Source organism: Sphingorhabdus arenilitoris, assembly GCF_042651485.1.
Taxonomy (GTDB): domain Bacteria; phylum Pseudomonadota; class Alphaproteobacteria; order Sphingomonadales; family Sphingomonadaceae; genus Sphingorhabdus_B; species Sphingorhabdus_B arenilitoris.
Window position 1 is genome coordinate 545,654 of sequence record NZ_JBHSDH010000013.1, and the last position, 19,772, is coordinate 565,425.

The following is a 19,772-nucleotide window of genomic DNA, read 5'->3' on the forward strand; positions in this document are numbered from 1 at the left end:
GCACGTTACTTTCTTAAGTCCCTCTCCCCTTGCGGGAGAGGGGTTTGGGGAGAGGGGGTGGTTTCAAGCGCTGCGAGGATAATGCTCGTAACGCCCTCACTATTCGATAGAATATCATTGTTCCAGAAGCGCAAAACCCTGAAACCCTGGGCTTCAAACCAACGGTCACGCTGTTCATCATAGCTGTTTTCGCTATGCTGTCCGCCATCAGCCTCAACGATCAGGCGACGTTGGAAACAGACAAAATCGGCGATGTAGCGGTCTTCGAAATTGACCTGATTTCGCCACTTGCTGCCGGCAAGCCGTTTTCCGCGCAAAATGGACCATAGCCGCTTTTCGGCCTCGGTTGGTTCCCCACGCATGGCTTTGGTTCGTTCGGTCATCAAAGCGTGGCGGGCGTGAAGTTGGTGGTCGGGTGTGTAGCAACCGCACCCTCTCCCTCCCACGCCTTCGGCGCGGGCCCCTTCCTCTCCCGCAAGGGGAGAGGGGTTATTCGACGACATGCTTGATAACCTTAATCGTCGCCAAGATTGAAACATAGAACATCGCAAAACCTACAGCCGCTTCGAAAGGCATGTAGGATATCTTTGACCAAACATCGTCCGGAGCGTCATGAACGACCATTCTATTCGCCAGCCAGACAAGCATCAAGAACGTACAAAATCCTGCCAATGGTAAGGCCAAGAGATAGTGGCGTTTGCTCAAGCCACCAACCCCAGCGGCGCCTCACACAATGCCTTAAACATCTTCATCAGCTCCGCGCCGTCGGCTCCATCAATCGCGCGGTGGTCAAACGAACCTGTTGCGCTCATTACGGTTGCGACAGCAAGCGCATCATCGACGATATAGGGCCGCTTCTCCCCTGCGCCGATCGCCATGATCATCGCTTGCGGCGGGTTAATCACAGCTTCGAATTGCTTGATACCGAACATGCCCATATTGGACAGCGAAGCCGTACCGCCTTGATATTCATGCGGCATCAGCTTGCCTTCTTTGGCGCGGCCGGCGAGTTCTTTCATCTCAGTGGAAATCGCGCTGACGGCTTTGCTATCCGCCCCTTGAATAATCGGGGTAATTAAGCCGTTTTCCATGCTAACCGCGACCGAAATATCGGCGCGTTCATATTTGATCAGCGTATCGCCTGCAAAACTGACATTGCATTTGGGCACAGCGATCAGCGATTTGGCCAGCGCCTTGATCAGCAAATCGTTGACCGAAAGCTTCACGCCCTGCGGCTCCAGCGCGGCGTTCAATTCGCTGCGCAGCTTCAGCAATTTGTCGAGATTGATATCGACGGTCAGGTAAATATGCGGCACCTGCTGCTTGCTTTCGGTCAAGCGGCGGGCGATGGTTTTGCGCATATTCGACAGTTTCTCAATCGTATGCGGGATATTTTCATCCGCTTGAACCGGCGCGGGTGCGGAGGAAGGCACCGGTGCAGCGGCAGGAGGAGCAGAAGCCGGCGTTGCGGCCGTGCCGGTGGATGCACCCTCAACATCGGCCTTTACAATGCGGCCGCCGGGTCCTGTGCCGGTAATTTGCGTCAGATCAATGCCCTTGTCTGAGGCAATACGTTTTGCCAGCGGGCTTGCCTTAACCCGGTCACCCGCCGAAGTTGATGGAGCCGCTGTCACTGGCGCGGCGGACGGGGCAGCAGGCGGCGAAGCTAATGCAGCTGGCGCCGGTGCCGGCTCAGCTTTTGGAGTAGCCGCTGACGTGGCGCCGCTGGCCGCTGCGTCCACATCCTCGCCCTCTTCGGCGATAAGGGCAATGACTTCACCAACTTTGACGTTATCAGTGCCCTCGGGAACCAGGATCTTGGCAATGACACCTTCGTCGACTGCCTCAAACTCCATTGTGGCTTTATCGGTTTCAATTTCTGCCATCAAATCGCCCGATGAAACACTGTCGCCCTCTTTCACCAACCATTTGGCAAGAGTTCCCTCCTCCATCGTTGGAGACAGGGCGGGCATTTTCAATTCGATGGGCATAGACGGGCCTTTGTTGAAACTTGTTTTCGGTGTTTCCCGATAGAGCGCGACTTTCCCCAACGTCAAGTCGCTAATGGTTGCAAGAGGCATGATTTTCGCGCAGACTTTACTGATAAAAAACATAGGGACGGGTTTATGCGCACATATATGGTGGTGATTGATGAGACTGAAGAGGCACGGCTTGCCTTGCGTTTTGCATCCCGCCGGGCCGCCAAGACCCACGGCAATGTGCATATCTTGGCATTGGTTGAACAGGCCGATTTCTTGGCTTGGGGCGGCGTACAGGCAACGATGGAGGCCGAGGCATTAAGCAGAGCCGAAGAATTGGTCGCCAGCGCCGCCGGTGCATTATTCCAAGAATCAGGGATCAGGCCCAGCATCACCGTGAAAGCGGGTGAAGGAATCGAAGTGGTGAGAAAGATGCTGGAAGAAAATAACGACATCGCAGCACTGGTTTTGGGTGCCGCCGCTGACGGGTCTCCTGGACCACTTGTGACTTATTTTGCCGCAACCCATGCTGGCACGTTAAATTGCCCGGTGATCGTTGTGCCAGGGTCAATGTCGGACGAACGGATCGACGCGATCAGCTAAGCTTTGCGGCCCTTATGCCGGATGTTGGCCGGACGTCCTCGCCGATTTACCTTATATTTCTTCGGTTTATTGCCGTTTGACCCAGTCTTATCTGGACTATGGGTCGCCTTTCGGTTCTCTTTGTCACCTTCCGGCCCGGAATCGTCAGGTTTATAGCCGCCGCCGCCGCTGGCCGACGGTACGGAAAAACGAAGAGCACCGCTAACCGGATTGGCCTCAACAAGGCGCAATTTGATTTTCATTCCCGGGCGATATTCTTGACCGGTTCGTTCGCCAATCAGGGATTGACTGGCCTCCTGATAGATAAAATAGTCACTGCCCAATGTTGACACTGGTACTAAACCATCGCCGCCAATACCTTCAACAGTAGCGAAAAATCCGAAATTTTGGACACCCGTAATCCGGGTTTCGACAATCTCTCCGACATATTGTGCCAAATAGGCGGCGACATAGCGATCGGTGGTTTCGCGTTCAGCCTCCATCGCTCGGCGCTCGGTGCGGCTGATCGCTTCCGAAATCGCGGATAGCTTGGTAATTTCGGCTTTGCTCAACGCCGTTTCCGGCTTGATCGCTTTGTCTTTTGGCTTTGGCATTTCCAAATTATAAGCGCCAACCAAAGCGCGGTGGACAATCAAATCAGCATAGCGGCGGATAGGCGAAGTGAAATGCGCGTAGCTGGTTAATGCCAACCCAAAATGCCCCATGTTGAGCGGGCTATAGTAAGCCTGTGTCTGGCTCCGCAAAACAGATTCCATGATCTGCGGCCGTATTTCATCATCTTTCTCGATTTTGCGTAATATCGTATTGAAAGTGGATGGTTTTATGACCTGACCCATGGCAAATGAAATATCGTAACTTTTCAAATAATCTTTCAAAGCGATCAGCTTTTCACGGCTCGGCTCTTCATGTGCGCGATAGATTAGCGGCGATTTTTTCGCCTCTAGCGCCTTTGCGGCCGCAACATTCGCGGCGATCATAAAATCCTCAACCAAACGGTTGGCGTCGAGCGTTTCACGGACGGCAACACCCGTTACCCTGCCCTTTTCATCGAGGGTGATCCGCCGTTCCGGCATATCAATGGCAAGCGGCTCACGGTTTTGACGCGCCTTAAACAACAATTTCCAGCAAGCCCATAACGGCTTTAATGCAGGCTCCAGCATCTCGTGCGGCAGCTTCCCATCGACAGCCGCCTGCGCATCTTCATAAGCGATATTGGCGGCTATGCGGGCGACTGCGCGGGTGAAACGCCATGACGTCACTTTGCCATTTTTATCGATAACCAAATGGCAAGCCATCACCGCCCTGTCCTCACCCTGACGCAATGAGCATTTGTCAGAAGACAGGCTATGCGGCAGCATCGGCACCACTAGATCGGGGAAATATACGCTATTGCCCCGCCTTACCGCCTCTTTGTCCAATGCACTGCCCGGGCGGACATAATAGCTGACATCGGCAATACAAATGATTGCACGGTAACCGCCGGGGTTGCCCGCATCATCGTCAGGCGCGGCCCAAATGGCATCGTCAAAGTCACGCGCATCACGCGGATCAATTGCGATGATCGGCAAATGCCTCAAATCTTCGCGTTGATCGGCGGTGATTGGCAGCTTCGAGACAGCAGCAGCTTCCGCTTCCACCTCTTCGCTAAATACATCGGGAATGCCATATTTATGAATTGCAATCATGCTGAAGCTTTTGGGTGCAAACGTATCACCGAGCACTTCGGTTATTTTGGCAGATTTACGGGCGCCGCCAGTGGTCTCTGCGAGCACCAAATCACCCGCCTTTGCGTCTCCCAAAGAATTGATAGGCGTGTCATAACGCATTTTTTTATCGGTCGATTTTAACCAGAAACGGCCATTTCCAGCGGCCTCGACCACGCCCAATATTTGTTCGCTGGCCTTGCCTAATTTCTTCACCGGATGCGCCAACCATCCATTTCCAGCTTCCTCGGTCCGGGCCAATATTCGGTCACCCACGCCCAATGCACCGCGCCGTCCTTTTTCAATAACCCGCAATTTGGGCAGGGCTATGCCGTCTGCCTCCCACCGTTCTGGAACCGCTATGGGTTGATTGCCGTCAATCTCGACGATTTTCAGAACCGTCACTCGCGGCAAGCCGCCCATTTTGTGAAAAGCACGGCCCGGCGCGAGATCAACCAAACCCTCATCGGTCATGTCCCGCAACAATGCCTTAAGTGCAATTTTCTCCTGACCCTTCAACCCAAATGCGCGAGCAATTTCCCGCTTACCGGCTGATCCTTTGCTGGTTTCGATAAATGCCATCACCTGCTCCCGGCTTGGCATTTCGTTCTGAGCGGCAGGACGCTTCTTGGCTTTTTTGGGTGGGTGCTTCGCCAAATTAATAGGCCCGGCCAATTAATATCCGCTCGACGGCTGGTTCGCCGGTGAAATAACAGGCACCATCCGCCGGGCTGGCATCCAGAGGGACATTACGCATCGTCAATTTCAACTCTTTCAATTGCTCTACTATCTTGTCCAAAGCAGCACCGCTGGGCTTTGACCACTGTACCTCGACCCAGCCCGGATAGCTACCTGCGTGATCATAAAATTCTTTTATATCTGTAATATCCCTGTGAATATTGTCATGGAGCCTAAGATCAGCTTCGCGGTGTAAGCTGCTCTGTATATCCTCAAGCAACGCGCCAGCCTCTTCGATAAAGCTTTGTTTTTCGGGAAAGCGCGTCGCAAGGCGGCCGTCATCATTATATAATTGATCGCGCCTGATAAGCGCCAATTTGCCGCCTTCGACATCCCGGGGGCCAATTTCGACAATTAACGGCGCACCTTTTTTCACCCATGACCAACGCTTTGTTGCCGCCTTTTCACTGCGAATATCAAGCAATGCTCGCACCGGTTCACCAAAAGCAGTTCGCTCGTCCAGCTTCGATTTCAGCGATTTCGCATAATCCAGAACAGCTTGATCTTCATCGGCATCTTTTTCCCGCAACATGGGGATGATAACGATTTGATGAGGCGCAATTTGCGGCGGACAGCGCAAACCATCATCGTCGCCATGTGTCATGATGACCCCGCCAATCATGCGGGTCGACGTGCCCCAGCTGGTGGTGTGACACAGCTGCTGATTGCCGCTTTTATCCTGATATTTGATTCCAGCGGCCTCGGCAAAACTCGTCCCCAAATAATGCGATGTCCCGGCCTGCAGCGCCTTGCCGTCTTGCATCATGGCTTCGATAGAGAAAGTTGTCACAGCGCCCGGAAACCGTTCATGCTCCGGCTTCTCGCCCGCGATCACTGGCATGGCAAGCGGGCCTTCGGCAAAGGCCCGGTACATTTCCAGCGCTCGTAACATTTCGGACATAGCGCCGGCTTCATCGGCATGGGCGGTATGGCCTTCTTGCCACAAAAACTCGCTGGTTCGCAAAAACATCCGGGTGCGCATTTCCCAGCGCACCACATTCGCCCATTGGTTGACCATCAACGGCAAATTGCGCCAGCTTTGCACCCACCGCGCCATCGCCGCGCCGATCACCGTTTCTGAAGTAGGCCGCACGACCAGCGGCTCTTCAAGTTTTGAATCTGGGTCGGGCACCAGCTTACCATCAACAGCCTTTAACCGGTGATGAGTGACGACGGCCATTTCTTTGGCAAAACCGTCAACATGGTCTGCCTCTTTTTCAAAATAGGATAACGGAATGAATAATGGGAAATAGCAATTATCGATGCCTGCCTTCTTGATCTCGGCATCCATTAGCTTTTGTATACGTTCCCAAATGCCATAGCCCCATGGCTTGATAACCATACAGCCGCGCACGCCGGACTCCTCGGCCAAGTCGGCTTCAGAAATGACCTCTTGATACCATTTGGCAAAATCGGTGGCGCGCCGCGCCTGAAGAGCGTGTTTTATCAAACTATGTTCCGTATATCATAAAAGGGCTGAGCGCGGTCAAGCCGCAAATCAATCCTTGTTTAACCGTTCTATCTTGGCCTGTAATTCCGCCATTTGACGTTTTAAGTCATCAATGTCATCCGATTTTTTTGGCGAATTGCTCGGCTTTTTCGGCGCTAGTCCGGGAACCAAAGCATCACGTGCCGACCGCATCAGTTCGATATTCGTTTTCGCAATGTCGCCAAAAGGCCCAGATGTAATCACATTTTCAATCACATCCTGTACTTGCTTCTGATTCTGCCGAAAATTTTGCAACGACGTTTCCAAAAATCCTGGAACCATGGATTGCATGGAATCCCCGTACAGTGCAATCAGCTGCCGAAGAAATCCAACGGGCAACATATTCTGGCCATTGGCCTCTTCATCCATAATAATCTGGGTGAGGACATTATGGGTAATATCTTCCCCGGTCTTTGCGTCGACGACTTGAAACTCGACATCCTTTTTGGTCAATTCAGCCAGGAAATCCAATGTGATATATTTCGATGAGTCGGTATTATAGAGCCGCCGGTTGGCGTATTTTTTGATGATTATGGGGTCGCCTTTTTCCCCTGTGCCTTGCGTCCGTGCCATAACTTTTTTCCTATTATCAAAGGTGCATCTAGCATCAGTCTATAGTGCACCGCAACATTAGATAGTTGGACGCAACGAATCACGGCGCGCTCAACGCCATGTTAATTTGGCATGAACGTAGCGCGGCACAAGGCTGCAAGCTTGTAAAATGGCTATTCGGCTAAACCGCCGACCTACTAGACCGGCTGGGCTAATCGCCTACCTCATTATCGTTCCTGAGACAGATACAATCAATAAGTAGCGCCGTTGCGTAATTAGATTCTATGATTAGCAACATAAAGGAAATTTGCTTTAAGCTACCAAGCATTTCAATCACGCTCTCGTAATGTTGCCATTTCGCAACAGATTCCAACAAACCCTGTCTTTAGCCAACATAGGCTTGAAAAAGAATTTTCGCTCCGCTTAGTCGGTATCAACCACCGGACTTTTTCCGGTGATATAAATAGCTGGGGAGTTATTATGAAGAAAACAAAATTAATGGTCGCGGCGTCCGCGATCGGATTTATGGTGATATCGGCATCAGCTGCTGCTGCGCAGGACAGCGACAGCGATGCGACTGAACAATCCGTTGATGATGAGGAAAGTGCTTCATCCGGTTCCGGCAATGCTATCGTCGTAACTGGCTCGCGTATCCGCCGTCCGGACGAGTTTAGTGCGACTGAACCAATTACGGTAATTAGCCGTCAAGAAATCACACAATCTGGTTTCAACAGTGCGACTGATGCCCTGCAAAGCGGAGCCGTAACTCAGGGCGCTGGACAAATTAACAACGCATTTGGTGGTTTTGTTACTGACGGCGGTACTGGCGCAAACACTCTAGGCCTTCGGGGCCTTGGTCCAGCTCGTACGTTGGTATTGCTGAACGGTCGCCGCCTGGCGCCCGGCGGCACACGCGGATCAGTAGTGGCAGCCGACCTTAACGTATTGCCCACTTCAATTATCGATCAAATCGAAATTTTGAAAGCAGGCGCGTCATCCGTTTATGGTTCAGACGCTATTGCCGGCGTTGTAAACATTATCACCGACAAAAATCCTGAAGGCTTGCGTTTTGAAGCTCAATTCAACGTTCCGGAAGTAGGCGCTGGCATAGATGGCCGCGTTGCTGCAACTTTTGGATTCGAAACCGATCGGTTGAATGTTGCTGGCTCAGTCGAATATCGCAAACGCCGTAAACTGGCACGTAATGATGTACCTTTCTTTGATTGTCCAGTTGGCGGGTTCCGCGACGGCGAAGGTGGACCTTTTGGTTCAGGTGATAGTGTAGGTTTTGACGGCACACCGTGCTTTACACTTGATAATGGCGGCGTAACGATCAACACTTTGGGTGCTCCCCGTCGCAACGCGATCAGCCGGACTACTGGTGAGATCGGATCCTTTAACCGCTTTGTCCCGGCCCCCGAAGTAACAACCGGTCCTTTCCCCGGTTATTTGGGCGTTGATTTTTACAGCCGTGATACACTGGACCCACAACAGGAAGAAGAGCCGCTCATTACCGCTGCAGAGTTGTATACAGGCTTCCTTTCTGCCTCTTATGACTTAGAAGCGTTGGGTAATGCCGAAATTTACGGTGAGTTGCTAGCAACGCGGCGTAAATCTTCGTCTCCGCTTTATCGCCAATTGTCCCTCGACTATTTGCGTGGAAGTCCGCTATTACCTGCAAACCTGCGCAACGGTGCTTTTTTGAATCCAACGAACACCTCCAGCGGTCAGGTAATCGCAGCGCGGGCATTCATCGGTTTCGGTTTGACAGAATCGGCGCAGCAGGTGGATTATGTTAGGGCATCCGGCGGTATTCGCGGTGATTTCGTATTCCCAGATTGGCGTTACGATGCCTTCGTCGGGAAAAGCTGGAACGATGGCACCTATGAGATTGAATCGTTCTTAGTCGATCGGCTGGCAAATTCTTTGAATGTTGTTGCTAATATGGACGGTACGTTTAGCTGCGTAAGTCAGGCTTCTAACGCTGGATGTGTCGCTGCACCTGCGCTAAACGCCGACACTATCGGTGGCAGGTTGCCGCAAGAGTTCCGCGATTATATTTTGCAAAATACCATAGGTAAAACACAATTCCGCGAAACCACCTTTGCGTTCAATATCGATGGTCCATTATTTGCAATGCCAGGCGGCGATGCGCAATTGGCGCTTGGTGTCGAGTATCGGAAGCAAAGCATTAATGATCAGCCTGATGCAAATTCGCTGAGCGGAAATTTGTTCGGTTTAACCGCAGCTACTCCAACGGTTGGCCGGGACAATGTGAAAGAGGTTTTCGGTGAGGTCTTCTTGCCAATCTTGGCAGACACGCCTTTCTTCTACCGTTTAAACCTCAACGGTTCGGCTCGTTACACCGACTATGCTTCATACGGCTCGGACGTAACATATAAAATCGCTGGTGAGTGGCAGCCTGTACGCGGCTTCGGTTTCCGGGGCAGCTATGGTACCTCCTACCGGGCTCCTGCTCTTGCCGAACAGTTTTTGGGCGCGACCAGTGGTTTCTTAGGCTCTACCGCCGACCCTTGTGATGACCTGCCTCCGGCGGCAGATCAATCGCCGACAGATCAGATCATAGCTCGCAACTGTGCATCAATCGGTTTGCCTGCTGATTTCGTTCAACGTAGCGGTATTACGGTATTCCGGGTTGGCGGAGCAGAAGCCGGTCTTGCGGCTGAAACTTCGGTGAACTGGACCGTCGGTGCAGTGGCAACCCCGGTCTTACCAGAAAAAGTAGGACGTCTCTCTTTGGCTTTGGACTATTTCGACATCAAAGTTGAAAATGGCGTCGCCGATCTTGCTGGCGGAACGATCTTAAACCGGTGTTATACCGATCCGAATTTCGACCCTGCAGCTGGCTTCTGCCGTTTTGTGCAGCGCGATGCCAATAATGCGTTGACGGTCACAAGCAGCTTTGTGAACTTGTCAGAGGATATCGTCAAAGGCTTTGAATTTAATGGTCGCTACTCTCGTGACTTGTTTGGTGCAAATCTGATTTTAAATGCGAATGTCACCAAATATACTGAGCAGTCCTCACGCTTGTTCCCTGAAGAGTTTTTGACCGACGCGAATGGTATCATAACTCAACCTGATTGGGTCGGTAGCTTCGATGTCAGCTTGGCAACGAAAAAAGGCTTTACAGTGCGTTACGGGATTGACTGGATTGACGGGGATCGCAACCGCACTTACGAGTTTTTTGCGTTTGACGAACTAACCGGTGTTACAGACCCAGATCTGGTTCAGTCTTTCCGGGATCTATATGTATTGGAGGCATCCGATTATTTCTTACATAATGCATCAATACAATTTAATGCTGATAAGTTTGAAATGACCGTTGGCGTGCGTAATATTTTCAATACTGCGCCACCGCAAATTTCCGCTATTGGCTTTAATACAATCGGTAACGCGCCATTATATTCAGGATATGATTATGTCGGTCGCACATTCTTTGCGAACATCAATTTCGGTTTCTGATAATTCTAATCTTTAAAAGAAAAGGCCCCGCTTTGTCGGGGCCTTTTTTTTGCATATAAAGTCGCCGCGAAAGAAAGTTCAATTCACGCCCAGACGCGCATCGACCGGCGGCCGAGGCTAGTTAGCAACTCATATTGAGACATGCCGGTCAATGCTGCAGCGGTTGTAAGGCTGAAATCTACGTCAACCCAATCTCCCTCTGCAAGATTGTCCACCCCGCTCGCATCCAGCGTTACGAGGTCCATCGACACGCGTCCAATCACCGGCAATAGCTGGCCATTATACCGCGCCGCGCCTTTGCCGGAAAAGGACCGGAAATAGCCATCGGCATAACCCATCGCTATTGTCGCCACCTGCATGTCCGCCAGGCATTTATAGGTGGCATTATATCCCACACTTGCTCCCGCACTTAGCGTCCGAAGCTGCAAAATCTGCGCTTGGGGATAAACAACCTGACGGATAAATTCGTCCATTTCAGGCCGAGCTATGCCGCCGTAAAGCGCCAATCCGGGGCGAGTGAGGTCGAAATGATAATCATCGCCGAGCATGATCCCCGCGCTGTTGGCAAAGCTTAATCTTTTCGCGTCGATTTTGTGGGACGCCTCGCGAAAAACTTGCAACTGTGCTTGATTTTGCGGGCTGTCCTCGTCCGCTGATGCGAGGTGAGAGGCCAATATATCAATTTGCAAACCGTCAAAAATGGTTGGGTCAATTTGCTCTGGTCCAATGCCAAGCCGGTTTATTCCGCTGTCTATCATGACATGGCAGTCACCGCCGCCTGCGATTTTCCATCGCCGTATCTGCTGGGCACTATTGAGCACAGGGCGCGCACCAAGCGACAGCGCGACCGGCATATCATCCGGCCCCGCGCCGTTCAGCACGCTGATAAATGCAGGGTCAACGATCTTTGACAGCATCACGGCTTCTGACCAATGAGCCACGAAGAAATCTCGGCACCCGGCGTCACTCAGCAGCTTTACCACTTGCGATGCGCCAAGCCCATATCCATCCGCCTTGACCGCTGCACCGCACCGCGCTGCGCCGCTGTGCTTATCCAATGCGCGCCAGTTGCTTACCAGAGCATCCCCATCCAGTCTCAGACGTAAGGGGGCACTGGCAAACGGGCTCTCATTATTTTTATCCTGCATTATCTTCAAAATCTTTCGGCGGCCCACCGGGTAAGCCCCACCAGCACACGACCACCGCGATTGCCATAAACACCCATGTATACCAAAGCCCGCTATAGGCATCGCCAGTTATTGCAACAATATAAGCCGCGATCAGGGGCAAAAACCCGCCAAAATAGCCCGCGCCAAAATGGTATGGAATAGACATGGAGCTATAGCGTATTCGCGGCGGAAACATTTCCGACAGTAATGCAGCGACCGAACCATAGGTTAGCGCCGACATTGTTCCCAGGATTAACAACAACCCAACCAAGCCCAGCACTTGAGCAAAATTGGGGTTTTGTGTTGCAAAATCATAACCCGCGCCTTGCAATGCCGCTTTCATTTGCGCTTTGCGTCCGGCCCCATCCTCCCATGGATATTTGGCGAGATCGAGCGACCGGTCGCCTGCCGCAACGGCCGCGCTACTACCCTGCCCTACGGTATAAGGCACGCCAATTGACGTTAAGTCCTCCATCAATTTTCCGCATTGCGTTTTTTGGCTATCGGCAAAGGGGTCATAGTCACAATTGGGACCACTGACGATGATCGGGGCCGCCTGAGCCGATGCCACCAATTGCGGGTTGGCGAGACTACCCATTGCCCAGAATGTCGGGAAAAGCAGCAAGAGCGTCATCAATCCGCCCAGGATGATCGGTTTTTTACGGCCCACTCGGTCAGACCATTTGCCGACAACCAGATAGAAGCTCATGGCCACCAAACCAGCGAAGCCAACGATAAGTTCCGCCGTCACCGCATCCATCCGCATCGGTCCTTTTAAAAAGGAAAGGCTGGAAAAAAATGCAGTATACCAAATCGTCGTCAACGCGGCTGCAACGCCGAATAAAGCGACGAAAATCCGTTTCTTGTTACCCGGATAGGTAAAGCTTTCGATGAATGGGTTTTTCGCGGTTTCTCCTGCTTCTTTCATCGCCTGAAACACCGGACTTTCCGACAGTTTGAAACGCATCCAAAGCGAAATTCCAAGCAGGATCAGCGACAATAGAAACGGCACTCGCCATCCCCATGCGGCAAAATCCTCCGCCGGGATCAACGCACGGCAAGCCAGCACCACCGCCAGCGAGAGAACGAAGCCGCCAACAACGCTGGCCTGAATGAAGCTTGTGTAATAGCCCCGCTTTTCTGGCGGTGCATGTTCGGCGACATAAATGGCCGCACCGCCATATTCCCCGCCCAGCGCCAATCCCTGCAATATGCGTAGTAGGATGACGATGATCGGCGCAGCGATACCGATGGTCGCCGCGCTCGGTATCAGGCCCACTCCTGCGGTGGCGATCCCCATCAAGGTCACCGTTACCAAAAACGTATATTTCCGGCCCAGCTTATCGCCTAAATAACCGAATAATATTGCTCCAATGGGGCGAAAGCCAAAGCCAACGGCAAAGCCCGCCCAGACCAACAATGTTTCCAAAGTCGCATTGTCGCTGGGGAAAAAAGCCGCACCGATTAACGCCGCTAATGTGCCGTAGATGAAAAAATCATACCATTCAAAAATTGTTCCCGCCGAAGATGCGGCAATAACAAGGCGGATTTCTTTGGCCGTTGGTTCACGCAATTGCGGTGAAACTTTCACTGCGGCGGCATCCTGCATAATTTTCCCCTCCCCGATAGGGCGATAAGATTGCTCCCGCCTTATGCAGCGGCGCAATGCAGGCATCAAGGCCGATTTCGGCTTTGGCTCACTCCAACTCTAAAATTACTGCATCAACCGCCAAGCTATCGCCCTCACCCACTTCGATAGATTTTACGACACCCGATTTTTCGGCGCGCAGGATATTTTCCATCTTCATTGCCTCAACCACGGCCAAAGGCTGGCCAGCTTCGACGCTGTCGCCTGCCGCCACGTGAATTTTTGTAATCAAACCAGGCATCGGGCAGAGCAAATATTTGGACAGATCAGGAGGTGTTTTCTCGATCATATGGTCCGCCAGATGCGCAATATGCTGCGGCAGGCAAGTGACGTCATGGCTTCTGCCGCGCGTGGTCAAACGAAAACCCTTCACCGTCCTCGCCAGTTTTACGGTCAGCTCCCTGCCGTTGACGGCCGCAATGATCAGCCTATCGCCGGGCGTATATTCCATTTCCAGATCAAGTTCGTCACCATTTACGGCGATGCCGCTTTTGTCATCAAGCTGCACGTCGAAATTCTGCCCAGACAGCCGGACCTGCCAGTGACCGGGCGTTTCAATCCTGCCGCCCAATTGTCCATCAACCTGAGCCGCGCGGTCGGCATTTGCGGTGGCGACAAAAGCGGCAATGGCCGCCAACTGCGCCTGCAATTCTGCACTTGCCGGAGCGCCGGTGAATCCATCGGGATATTCCTCCGCAATGAAACCAGTGGTCAGCTCGCCCGACCGGAACCGATCATGCTGCATTATCGCCGACAGGAAATCGATATTATGGCCCAGCCCTTCAATTTCAAATCGGTCGAGTGCCGCAATCTGTTTGTCTGCGGCTTCATCGCGGGTTTGACCCCAGGTCACTAGCTTGGCAATCATTGGGTCATAAAACATCGACACTTCGCCGCCATGCATCACCCCGTCATCCACTCGGACGCCGTCCGTGCCGTAGATGCCATCTCCGCTCCAACCGGGGACGGGCGGCTTATAAGTCACCAATCGGCCAGTTGACGGCAAGAAACCGCGATAGGGATCCTCGGCATAGACGCGGTTTTCAATCGCCCATCCGTTAACGCCGATATCCTCCTGCTTCATCGTCAGCTTCTCGCCATAGGCCACGCGGATCATCTGTTCGACCAGATCGATGCCGGTGATACACTCCGTCACCGGATGCTCGACCTGCAGCCGCGTGTTCATTTCGAGGAAGTAAAAGCTTTCGCCGCTCGGGTCTGCGCCCGATACGATCAGCTCCACGGTGCCTGCGCTGTGATAATCCACGGCGCGGGCCAAGGCGACGCATTGTTCGCCCATCGCCTTGCGCATCTTAGGCGTTACGAAGGGCGATGGTGCTTCTTCAACGACCTTTTGATGCCGCCGCTGGATCGAGCATTCGCGCTCATTCAGATAGAGGATGTTGCCATGCTTATCGCCCAATATCTGGATTTCGATATGGCGCGGGTTGAGGATGAATTTCTCAATAAAGACGCGGTCGTCGCCAAAGCTGTTCAGCCCTTCCCGCTTGGTCGCCTCAAAGCCTTCGCGCACGTCTTGCTCATTATAGGCAAGCCGCATCCCTTTACCGCCGCCGCCTGCGCTGGCCTTCATCATCACCGGATAGCCGATTTCTTCCGATATGCGCACGGCATGCTCGGTATCCTCTATCTCGCCAACAAAGCCGGGAACAACATTGACGCCTGCCTCCATCGCCAATTTTTTGGACTCGATCTTATCTCCCATCGCGGCAATTGCGTTCACAGGCGGCCCGATGAAAGCAATGCCCTCCGCCGCCAAAGCCTCGGCAAAGCTGGTGCGTTCAGATAAGAAGCCATAGCCCGGATGCACCGCCTCTGCCCCCGTTTGCTTGCACGCCGCAATGATCTTATCGGCGAGTAAATAGCTTTCGGATGCAGGCGACGGCCCAATATGCACCGCCTCATCCGCCATAGTGACAAATGGCGCGCGCGCATCGGCATCGGAATAGACCGCCACCGTGGCGATCCCCATGCGGCGGGCAGTTTTAATAACACGACAAGCTATTTCGCCACGGTTTGCTATGAGGATTTTTTTGAACAATTTTATTCCTAACGTTCAGTTTTTTTGCAAACGTTGAGGCCGCCTAGCCCGCCATCTGCGCTACACTTAAAGCCACATTCGTAGTCCCCTTGAACCTTTTCACCGTTTTCATAGGTGTTAAGCCGATCAAGAATTGTACGAGCTGATTTTCTGCATTCTTCCAATGACGGATATGCGCCAATTGGAATATCATCAGTAAGAACCGCGCCGTTTGGATACACCCATCCCTTCCAATCCGCTGCTTGATTGCAGCCTGTGACAGACAGTAACAGCATCCCAAGAGCGAATTTTCTCACTCCGCCGCCTCCAACGCCTTACAAGCCCGTAGCGGTTCTTCCGCTGACATCGCGCTTAACCCCAGCTTCGCCATCAACGCCGCGTCGCTGTCATCGCCTGCATTGGGCGCGGTGAGCAGTTTATCGCCCGTGAAGATGCTGTTTGCGCCCGCCATAAAGCATAGCGCCTGCGTCGCCTCCGACATGCTTTCGCGCCCGGCGCTCAGGCGGACCATGCTCATCGGCATGGTGATCCGCGCCACGGCGACCACGCGAACGAATTCGATATCATCGATCTTTGCCATGGGGGTATCGGCCAGCATATCACCCAGCACGGTGCCCTTCACCGGCACTAGCGCGTTGACGGGAACGCTTTCGGGATGCTGCGGTAAAGTGGCCAACGTATGGATAAAACCCACCCGATCCTCGCGCGTTTCGCCCATGCCAATGATGCCGCCGCTGCATACGTTAATGCCCGCGCGCCGCACCTCGCCAAGCGTATCAAGCCGGTCCTGCATTTTCCGCGTCGAAATCGCCTTTTCGTAATATTCCGGGCTGCTGTCGATATTGTGATTGTAATAATCCAGCCCCGCTTCGGCCAGCATATCCGCCTGTTTCGGCGAGAGCATACCCAAAGTCATGCAGGTTTCCATACCCATGGCGGACACGCCCTTCACGATCTCCACAATCGCGGGCATATCCCGGTCCTTCGGGTTGCGCCAGGCCGCGCCCATGCAGAAACGCTGCGATCCGCGATCCTTTGCCTGCGCCGCGGATTGCAGCACGGCGCGCACATCCATCAGCTTGGTGGCCTCCACGCCCGAGTCCGCCTTCACCGACTGCGAACAATAGCCGCAATCTTCTGGGCACCCGCCGGTTTTGATGGAGAGTAAGGTGCACAGCTGCACCTGATCCGCCGCGTGATGCGCGCGGTGCACGGTCGCGGCCTGAAACAGCAGCTCGGTAAAAGGCAGGCTGAACAGCGCCGATATTTCTTCGCGGGTCCAGTCATTGCGAGGCTGTGTCATGTGACCCTCCATGCCGCATAGAAAACGATATATTTCACAATAACTTCCTTCTCATTCCTCTTGACACTTCTGCGTGCAATAATCCGCCAATATAGGCGCATAGAAAGGCGCCGCTCGGCGATCATGCTCACCCTGAGATGCATCGGTAAAGGCCGAGGAAACTTTGGCAAGCGCTTCTTTGCTCAACATGCCCAGTGCCTCCACATAAACGCCGATGGTGAATAATATCGCGCCAGTTTGCGGCAACCGGCGCAGGCTTTGCCGTTCGCACCGGATATACAGGCGCTGCCCCGCATTTTCGGCGGATAGTCCCGCAAAACGTGCCTCTGGCGATGCAGGCGGCAAATAGCGCAGATCGCTATTGCCAACGATGAAACAATTTGTTCGCCCGAAAATCTGGTCGGGGCGCAGTGTGGTCATGAAGTGGTCCACGCCGATTGCCAGTTGCTCCGCATATCCATGGATTGGCGCGTGGACATCGGTTAATCCCAACCCCATTTTATCGGACAAATGCCAATCGGTTGGAAACGCAACTGCTCCTGCTGTCAGGCGGTAAGGGGCATCCGCCTCCGCTTTCGTCAAAATGCATAGATCCTCCCATATATCGCGCGCAGCATCCTCCAATCCTCCCGATATGCCGACCATCGCCGCCAGCTCAGCCTCTGCATCCTCTGCTTCGGGCAGGACTTGCACTGCTTGCGGAAATTCATCAAATGCGGCCTGACGCAATGCGACGTCTGGACTTGATTGCAGCCAATCTTCCTCGCTCAAACGGTGCAAACCCATGCGTAGCGGACCGGATAGCCGTGCGTGCGGCAACAAAGCCTCAACGGAAAAGCCAAGCGTCATATATTACATCCGGTGATCGCACAGGAGACCATAGACTTTACTCTGCGGCCTCCGCCTCATCCGTTGGCGGCATGTTATGGCCCATCAACCGCAATATGTCGGCGGCGCACTCCACAATATTGCTGCCGGGGCCGTAAATGCCGATTACGCCCGCCTTGCGCAGATAATCATAATCCTGCGGCGGGATCACTCCGCCGGCAAAGACTTTGATGTCCCCGCGCCCAGCCTCTTTCAACAAACGGATCAACTCGGGGATTAAGGTTTTATGGCCCGCCGCAAGGCTGGATGCGCCAATGGCGTCCACATCCTTGTCCAGCGCGAGGGCAAGTGTTTCTTCCGGGGTTTGGAATAAGGGCCCACTGATCGTTTCAAAACCCATATCGGTAAAGGCCGACGCCACCACATTGGCACCTCGGTCATGTCCGTCCTGCCCCATTTTGGCGATCAATATCCGGGGTTTATGGCCAAGACGAGCAGCGACGGCCTCAACGCCTTCAACGACCAGAGCATACCGAGCGTCACCCGAATACGCCTTGCCATATATTCCTTTCACCGGAACAGGCTGCGTCGCATAGCGGCCGAACACCGCCTCCATGGCGTCCGATATCTCGCCCAAGGTTGCCCGCTGCCGCGCCGCATCGACGGCCAGCGCCAGAAGATTGCCGCCGCCGCGCGCTCCTTCGGTTATGGCGGTCAGCGCAGCCTGACATTTTGCTTCATCGCGGGCGGCCTTGGTTGCTTTTAACCGGATAATCTGTCCATCGCGCACCTTCGCATTATCTACTTCAAGCGTTTCGAGAGTATCGGCGGTTTCAAGGCGGTATTTGTTGACGCCAACGATCACATCTTCGCCCCTATCGACGCGGGCTTGCTTGGCCGTTGCGGCCTCCTCGATCGCCTGTTTGGGATAGCCCGTTGCCACTGCTTTGGTCATGCCGCCCATGGCATCAATTTCGCAGACTATTTTCCATGCTTTTTCAACCAGATCACTTGTCAAAGCTTCGATATAATAGCTGCCGCCCAGAGGATCGACGACATTGGTGATGCCGGTTTCCTCGGCCAACACAATTTGCGTATTGCGGGCGATGCGAGCGGAAAAGTCGGTTGGCAGGGCGATGGCTTCATCGAGCGCGTTTGTATGCAGTGATTGCGTCCCGCCCAGCGTTGCGGCCATGGCTTCGATAGTCGTGCGGATCACATTATTATACGGATCCTGCTCCTGCAAACTCACCCCAGAGGTTTGGCAATGGGTGCGCAGCATTTTTGACCGGTCATCTTTCGCGCCCAGCTCATCCATCACGCGGAACCATAAATGCCTTGCGGCGCGCAGCTTGGACACTTCCATGAAAAAATTCATGCCAATGCCAAAGAAAAAGCTAAGCCGCCCGGCAAAGGCATCAATGTCCAGCCCCGTTGCCATCGCCCGCTGCACATATTCCTTGCCATCGGCGATGGTGAAAGCCAGCTCTTGTACAGCGGTCGCACCCGCTTCGTGCATATGATAGCCTGATATAGAAATACTGTTGAATTTCGGCATATTGGCCGATGTATATCCGATTATGTCTGAAATAATCCGCATCGATGGTTGGGGCGGATAAATATAGGTGTTACGGACCATGAACTCTTTCAGAATATCGTTTTGAATGGTGCCTGACAATTGATCCTGACCAACGCCCTGCTCTTCCCCGGCCACAATGTAAAAAGCCAGAATGGGAATAACCGCGCCATTCATGGTCATCGACACGCTCATTTGATCGAGCGGGATACCGTCGAATAGGATTTTCATATCCTCAACGCTGTCAATCGCAACGCCTGCCTTGCCGACATCGCCCACGACGCGGGGATGGTCGCTATCATAACCGCGATGCGTCGCCAGGTCGAAGGCAACGGAAAGTCCCTTTTGCCCCGCCGCCAGATTCCGGCGATAAAAGGCGTTGGATTCTTCAGCAGTTGAAAAACCAGCATATTGCCGGATCGTCCATGGCCGCCCTGCATACATCGACGCTTTCACGCCGCGGGTAAAAGGCGCGAAACCGGGAAGGCCGGGATCGGTCGCATCTTCCGCCGTGTAAAGCGGCTTAATCGCAATACCCTCGGGCGTACGCCATGTCAGGTCTTTGCCTTTGACCTCACTATCGGCCAGCTTTTTCCAATCGTTGATATCTGTCATACTCAAATCCAATAAGCTTTACCG

At 53.3% G+C, this 19,772-nt stretch carries 14 protein-coding genes; 2 read left to right on the forward strand and 12 right to left on the reverse strand.

Annotated elements, in window-relative coordinates; all coding sequences use genetic code 11:
- Positions 1–5: 5 nt before the first annotated feature.
- Together ACFOWX_RS06765 and ACFOWX_RS06770 are read right to left on the reverse strand one after the other, a co-directional pair.
- Positions 6–503 (reverse strand): endonuclease domain-containing protein, encoded by a 498-nt coding sequence (locus tag ACFOWX_RS06765; protein WP_381422533.1) that lies wholly within the window; start codon positions 501–503, stop codon positions 6–8.
- 198 nt (positions 504–701) lie between these two features.
- Positions 702–1,991: a pyruvate dehydrogenase complex dihydrolipoamide acetyltransferase gene (locus ACFOWX_RS06770; protein ID WP_381424950.1), complete on the reverse strand. Its 1,290-nt coding sequence runs from the start codon at positions 1,989–1,991 to the stop codon at positions 702–704.
- Positions 1,992–2,126: 135 nt separating this feature from the next.
- On the opposite strand from ACFOWX_RS06770, the gene ACFOWX_RS06775 reads away from it, so the two are divergent.
- Positions 2,127–2,582 (forward strand): universal stress protein, encoded by a 456-nt coding sequence (locus ACFOWX_RS06775; protein ID WP_381422535.1) that lies wholly within the window; start codon positions 2,127–2,129, stop codon positions 2,580–2,582.
- Here the strand turns inward: ACFOWX_RS06775 and rnr are convergent.
- Genes rnr through phaR form a run of 3 tightly spaced genes read right to left on the reverse strand, consistent with a single transcriptional unit; the run spans position 2,579 to position 7,085 of the window.
- Positions 2,579–4,960, reverse strand: a complete 2,382-nt coding sequence (rnr, locus tag ACFOWX_RS06780; protein WP_381422537.1) for a ribonuclease R — start codon at positions 4,958–4,960, stop codon at positions 2,579–2,581. The genes ACFOWX_RS06775 and rnr overlap by 4 nt on opposite strands.
- The gene (locus tag ACFOWX_RS06785; protein ID WP_381422539.1) at positions 4,944–6,473 is read right to left on the reverse strand and encodes an aminoacyl--tRNA ligase-related protein; all 1,530 of its coding nucleotides are present in this window, start codon (positions 6,471–6,473) and stop codon (positions 4,944–4,946) included. Before ACFOWX_RS06785 ends, rnr begins: the two co-directional genes overlap by 17 nt.
- A gap of 48 nt (positions 6,474–6,521) precedes the next feature.
- Positions 6,522–7,085, reverse strand: coding sequence for a polyhydroxyalkanoate synthesis repressor PhaR (gene phaR / locus ACFOWX_RS06790; protein WP_381422541.1), 564 nt, complete (start codon positions 7,083–7,085; stop codon positions 6,522–6,524).
- 459 nt (positions 7,086–7,544) lie between these two features.
- Between phaR and ACFOWX_RS06795 the strand changes: the two genes are divergently transcribed.
- Positions 7,545–10,547, forward strand: a complete 3,003-nt coding sequence (locus ACFOWX_RS06795; RefSeq protein ID WP_381422543.1) for a TonB-dependent receptor plug domain-containing protein — start codon at positions 7,545–7,547, stop codon at positions 10,545–10,547.
- 83 nt (positions 10,548–10,630) lie between these two features.
- Here ACFOWX_RS06795 and alr read toward each other — a convergent pair whose 3' ends face one another.
- The 7 genes from alr to scpA form a co-directional block, all read right to left on the reverse strand.
- Complete coding sequence (alr, locus tag ACFOWX_RS06800) at positions 10,631–11,695, reverse strand: alanine racemase (RefSeq protein ID WP_381422545.1); 1,065 nt, start codon at positions 11,693–11,695, stop codon at positions 10,631–10,633.
- Positions 11,685–13,325, reverse strand: coding sequence for an MFS transporter (locus tag ACFOWX_RS06805; protein WP_381422547.1), 1,641 nt, complete (start codon positions 13,323–13,325; stop codon positions 11,685–11,687). Before ACFOWX_RS06805 ends, alr begins: the two co-directional genes overlap by 11 nt.
- Positions 13,326–13,413: 88 nt before the next feature.
- Entirely contained in the window at positions 13,414–15,426 is a 2,013-nt protein-coding gene (locus ACFOWX_RS06810; RefSeq protein ID WP_381422549.1) for an ATP-binding protein, read from the reverse strand.
- A gap of 8 nt (positions 15,427–15,434) precedes the next feature.
- Positions 15,435–15,722 (reverse strand): hypothetical protein, encoded by a 288-nt coding sequence (locus ACFOWX_RS06815; protein WP_381422551.1) that lies wholly within the window; start codon positions 15,720–15,722, stop codon positions 15,435–15,437.
- Positions 15,719–16,729 carry a biotin synthase BioB gene (bioB, locus tag ACFOWX_RS06820; protein WP_381422553.1) on the reverse strand — a complete coding sequence of 337 codons (1,011 nt, stop codon included), beginning with the start codon at positions 16,727–16,729 and terminating at the stop codon, positions 15,719–15,721. The genes ACFOWX_RS06815 and bioB overlap by 4 nt, the downstream gene beginning before the upstream one ends.
- A 51-nt stretch (positions 16,730–16,780) precedes the next feature.
- Entirely contained in the window at positions 16,781–17,578 is a 798-nt protein-coding gene (locus ACFOWX_RS06825) for a heme-dependent oxidative N-demethylase subunit alpha family protein (RefSeq protein ID WP_381422555.1), read from the reverse strand.
- 37 nt (positions 17,579–17,615) lie between these two features.
- On the reverse strand, positions 17,616–19,748 hold the full coding sequence (scpA, locus tag ACFOWX_RS06830; protein ID WP_381422557.1) for a methylmalonyl-CoA mutase: 2,133 nt from the start codon (positions 19,746–19,748) through the stop codon (positions 17,616–17,618).
- Positions 19,749–19,772: the final 24 nt, after the last annotated feature.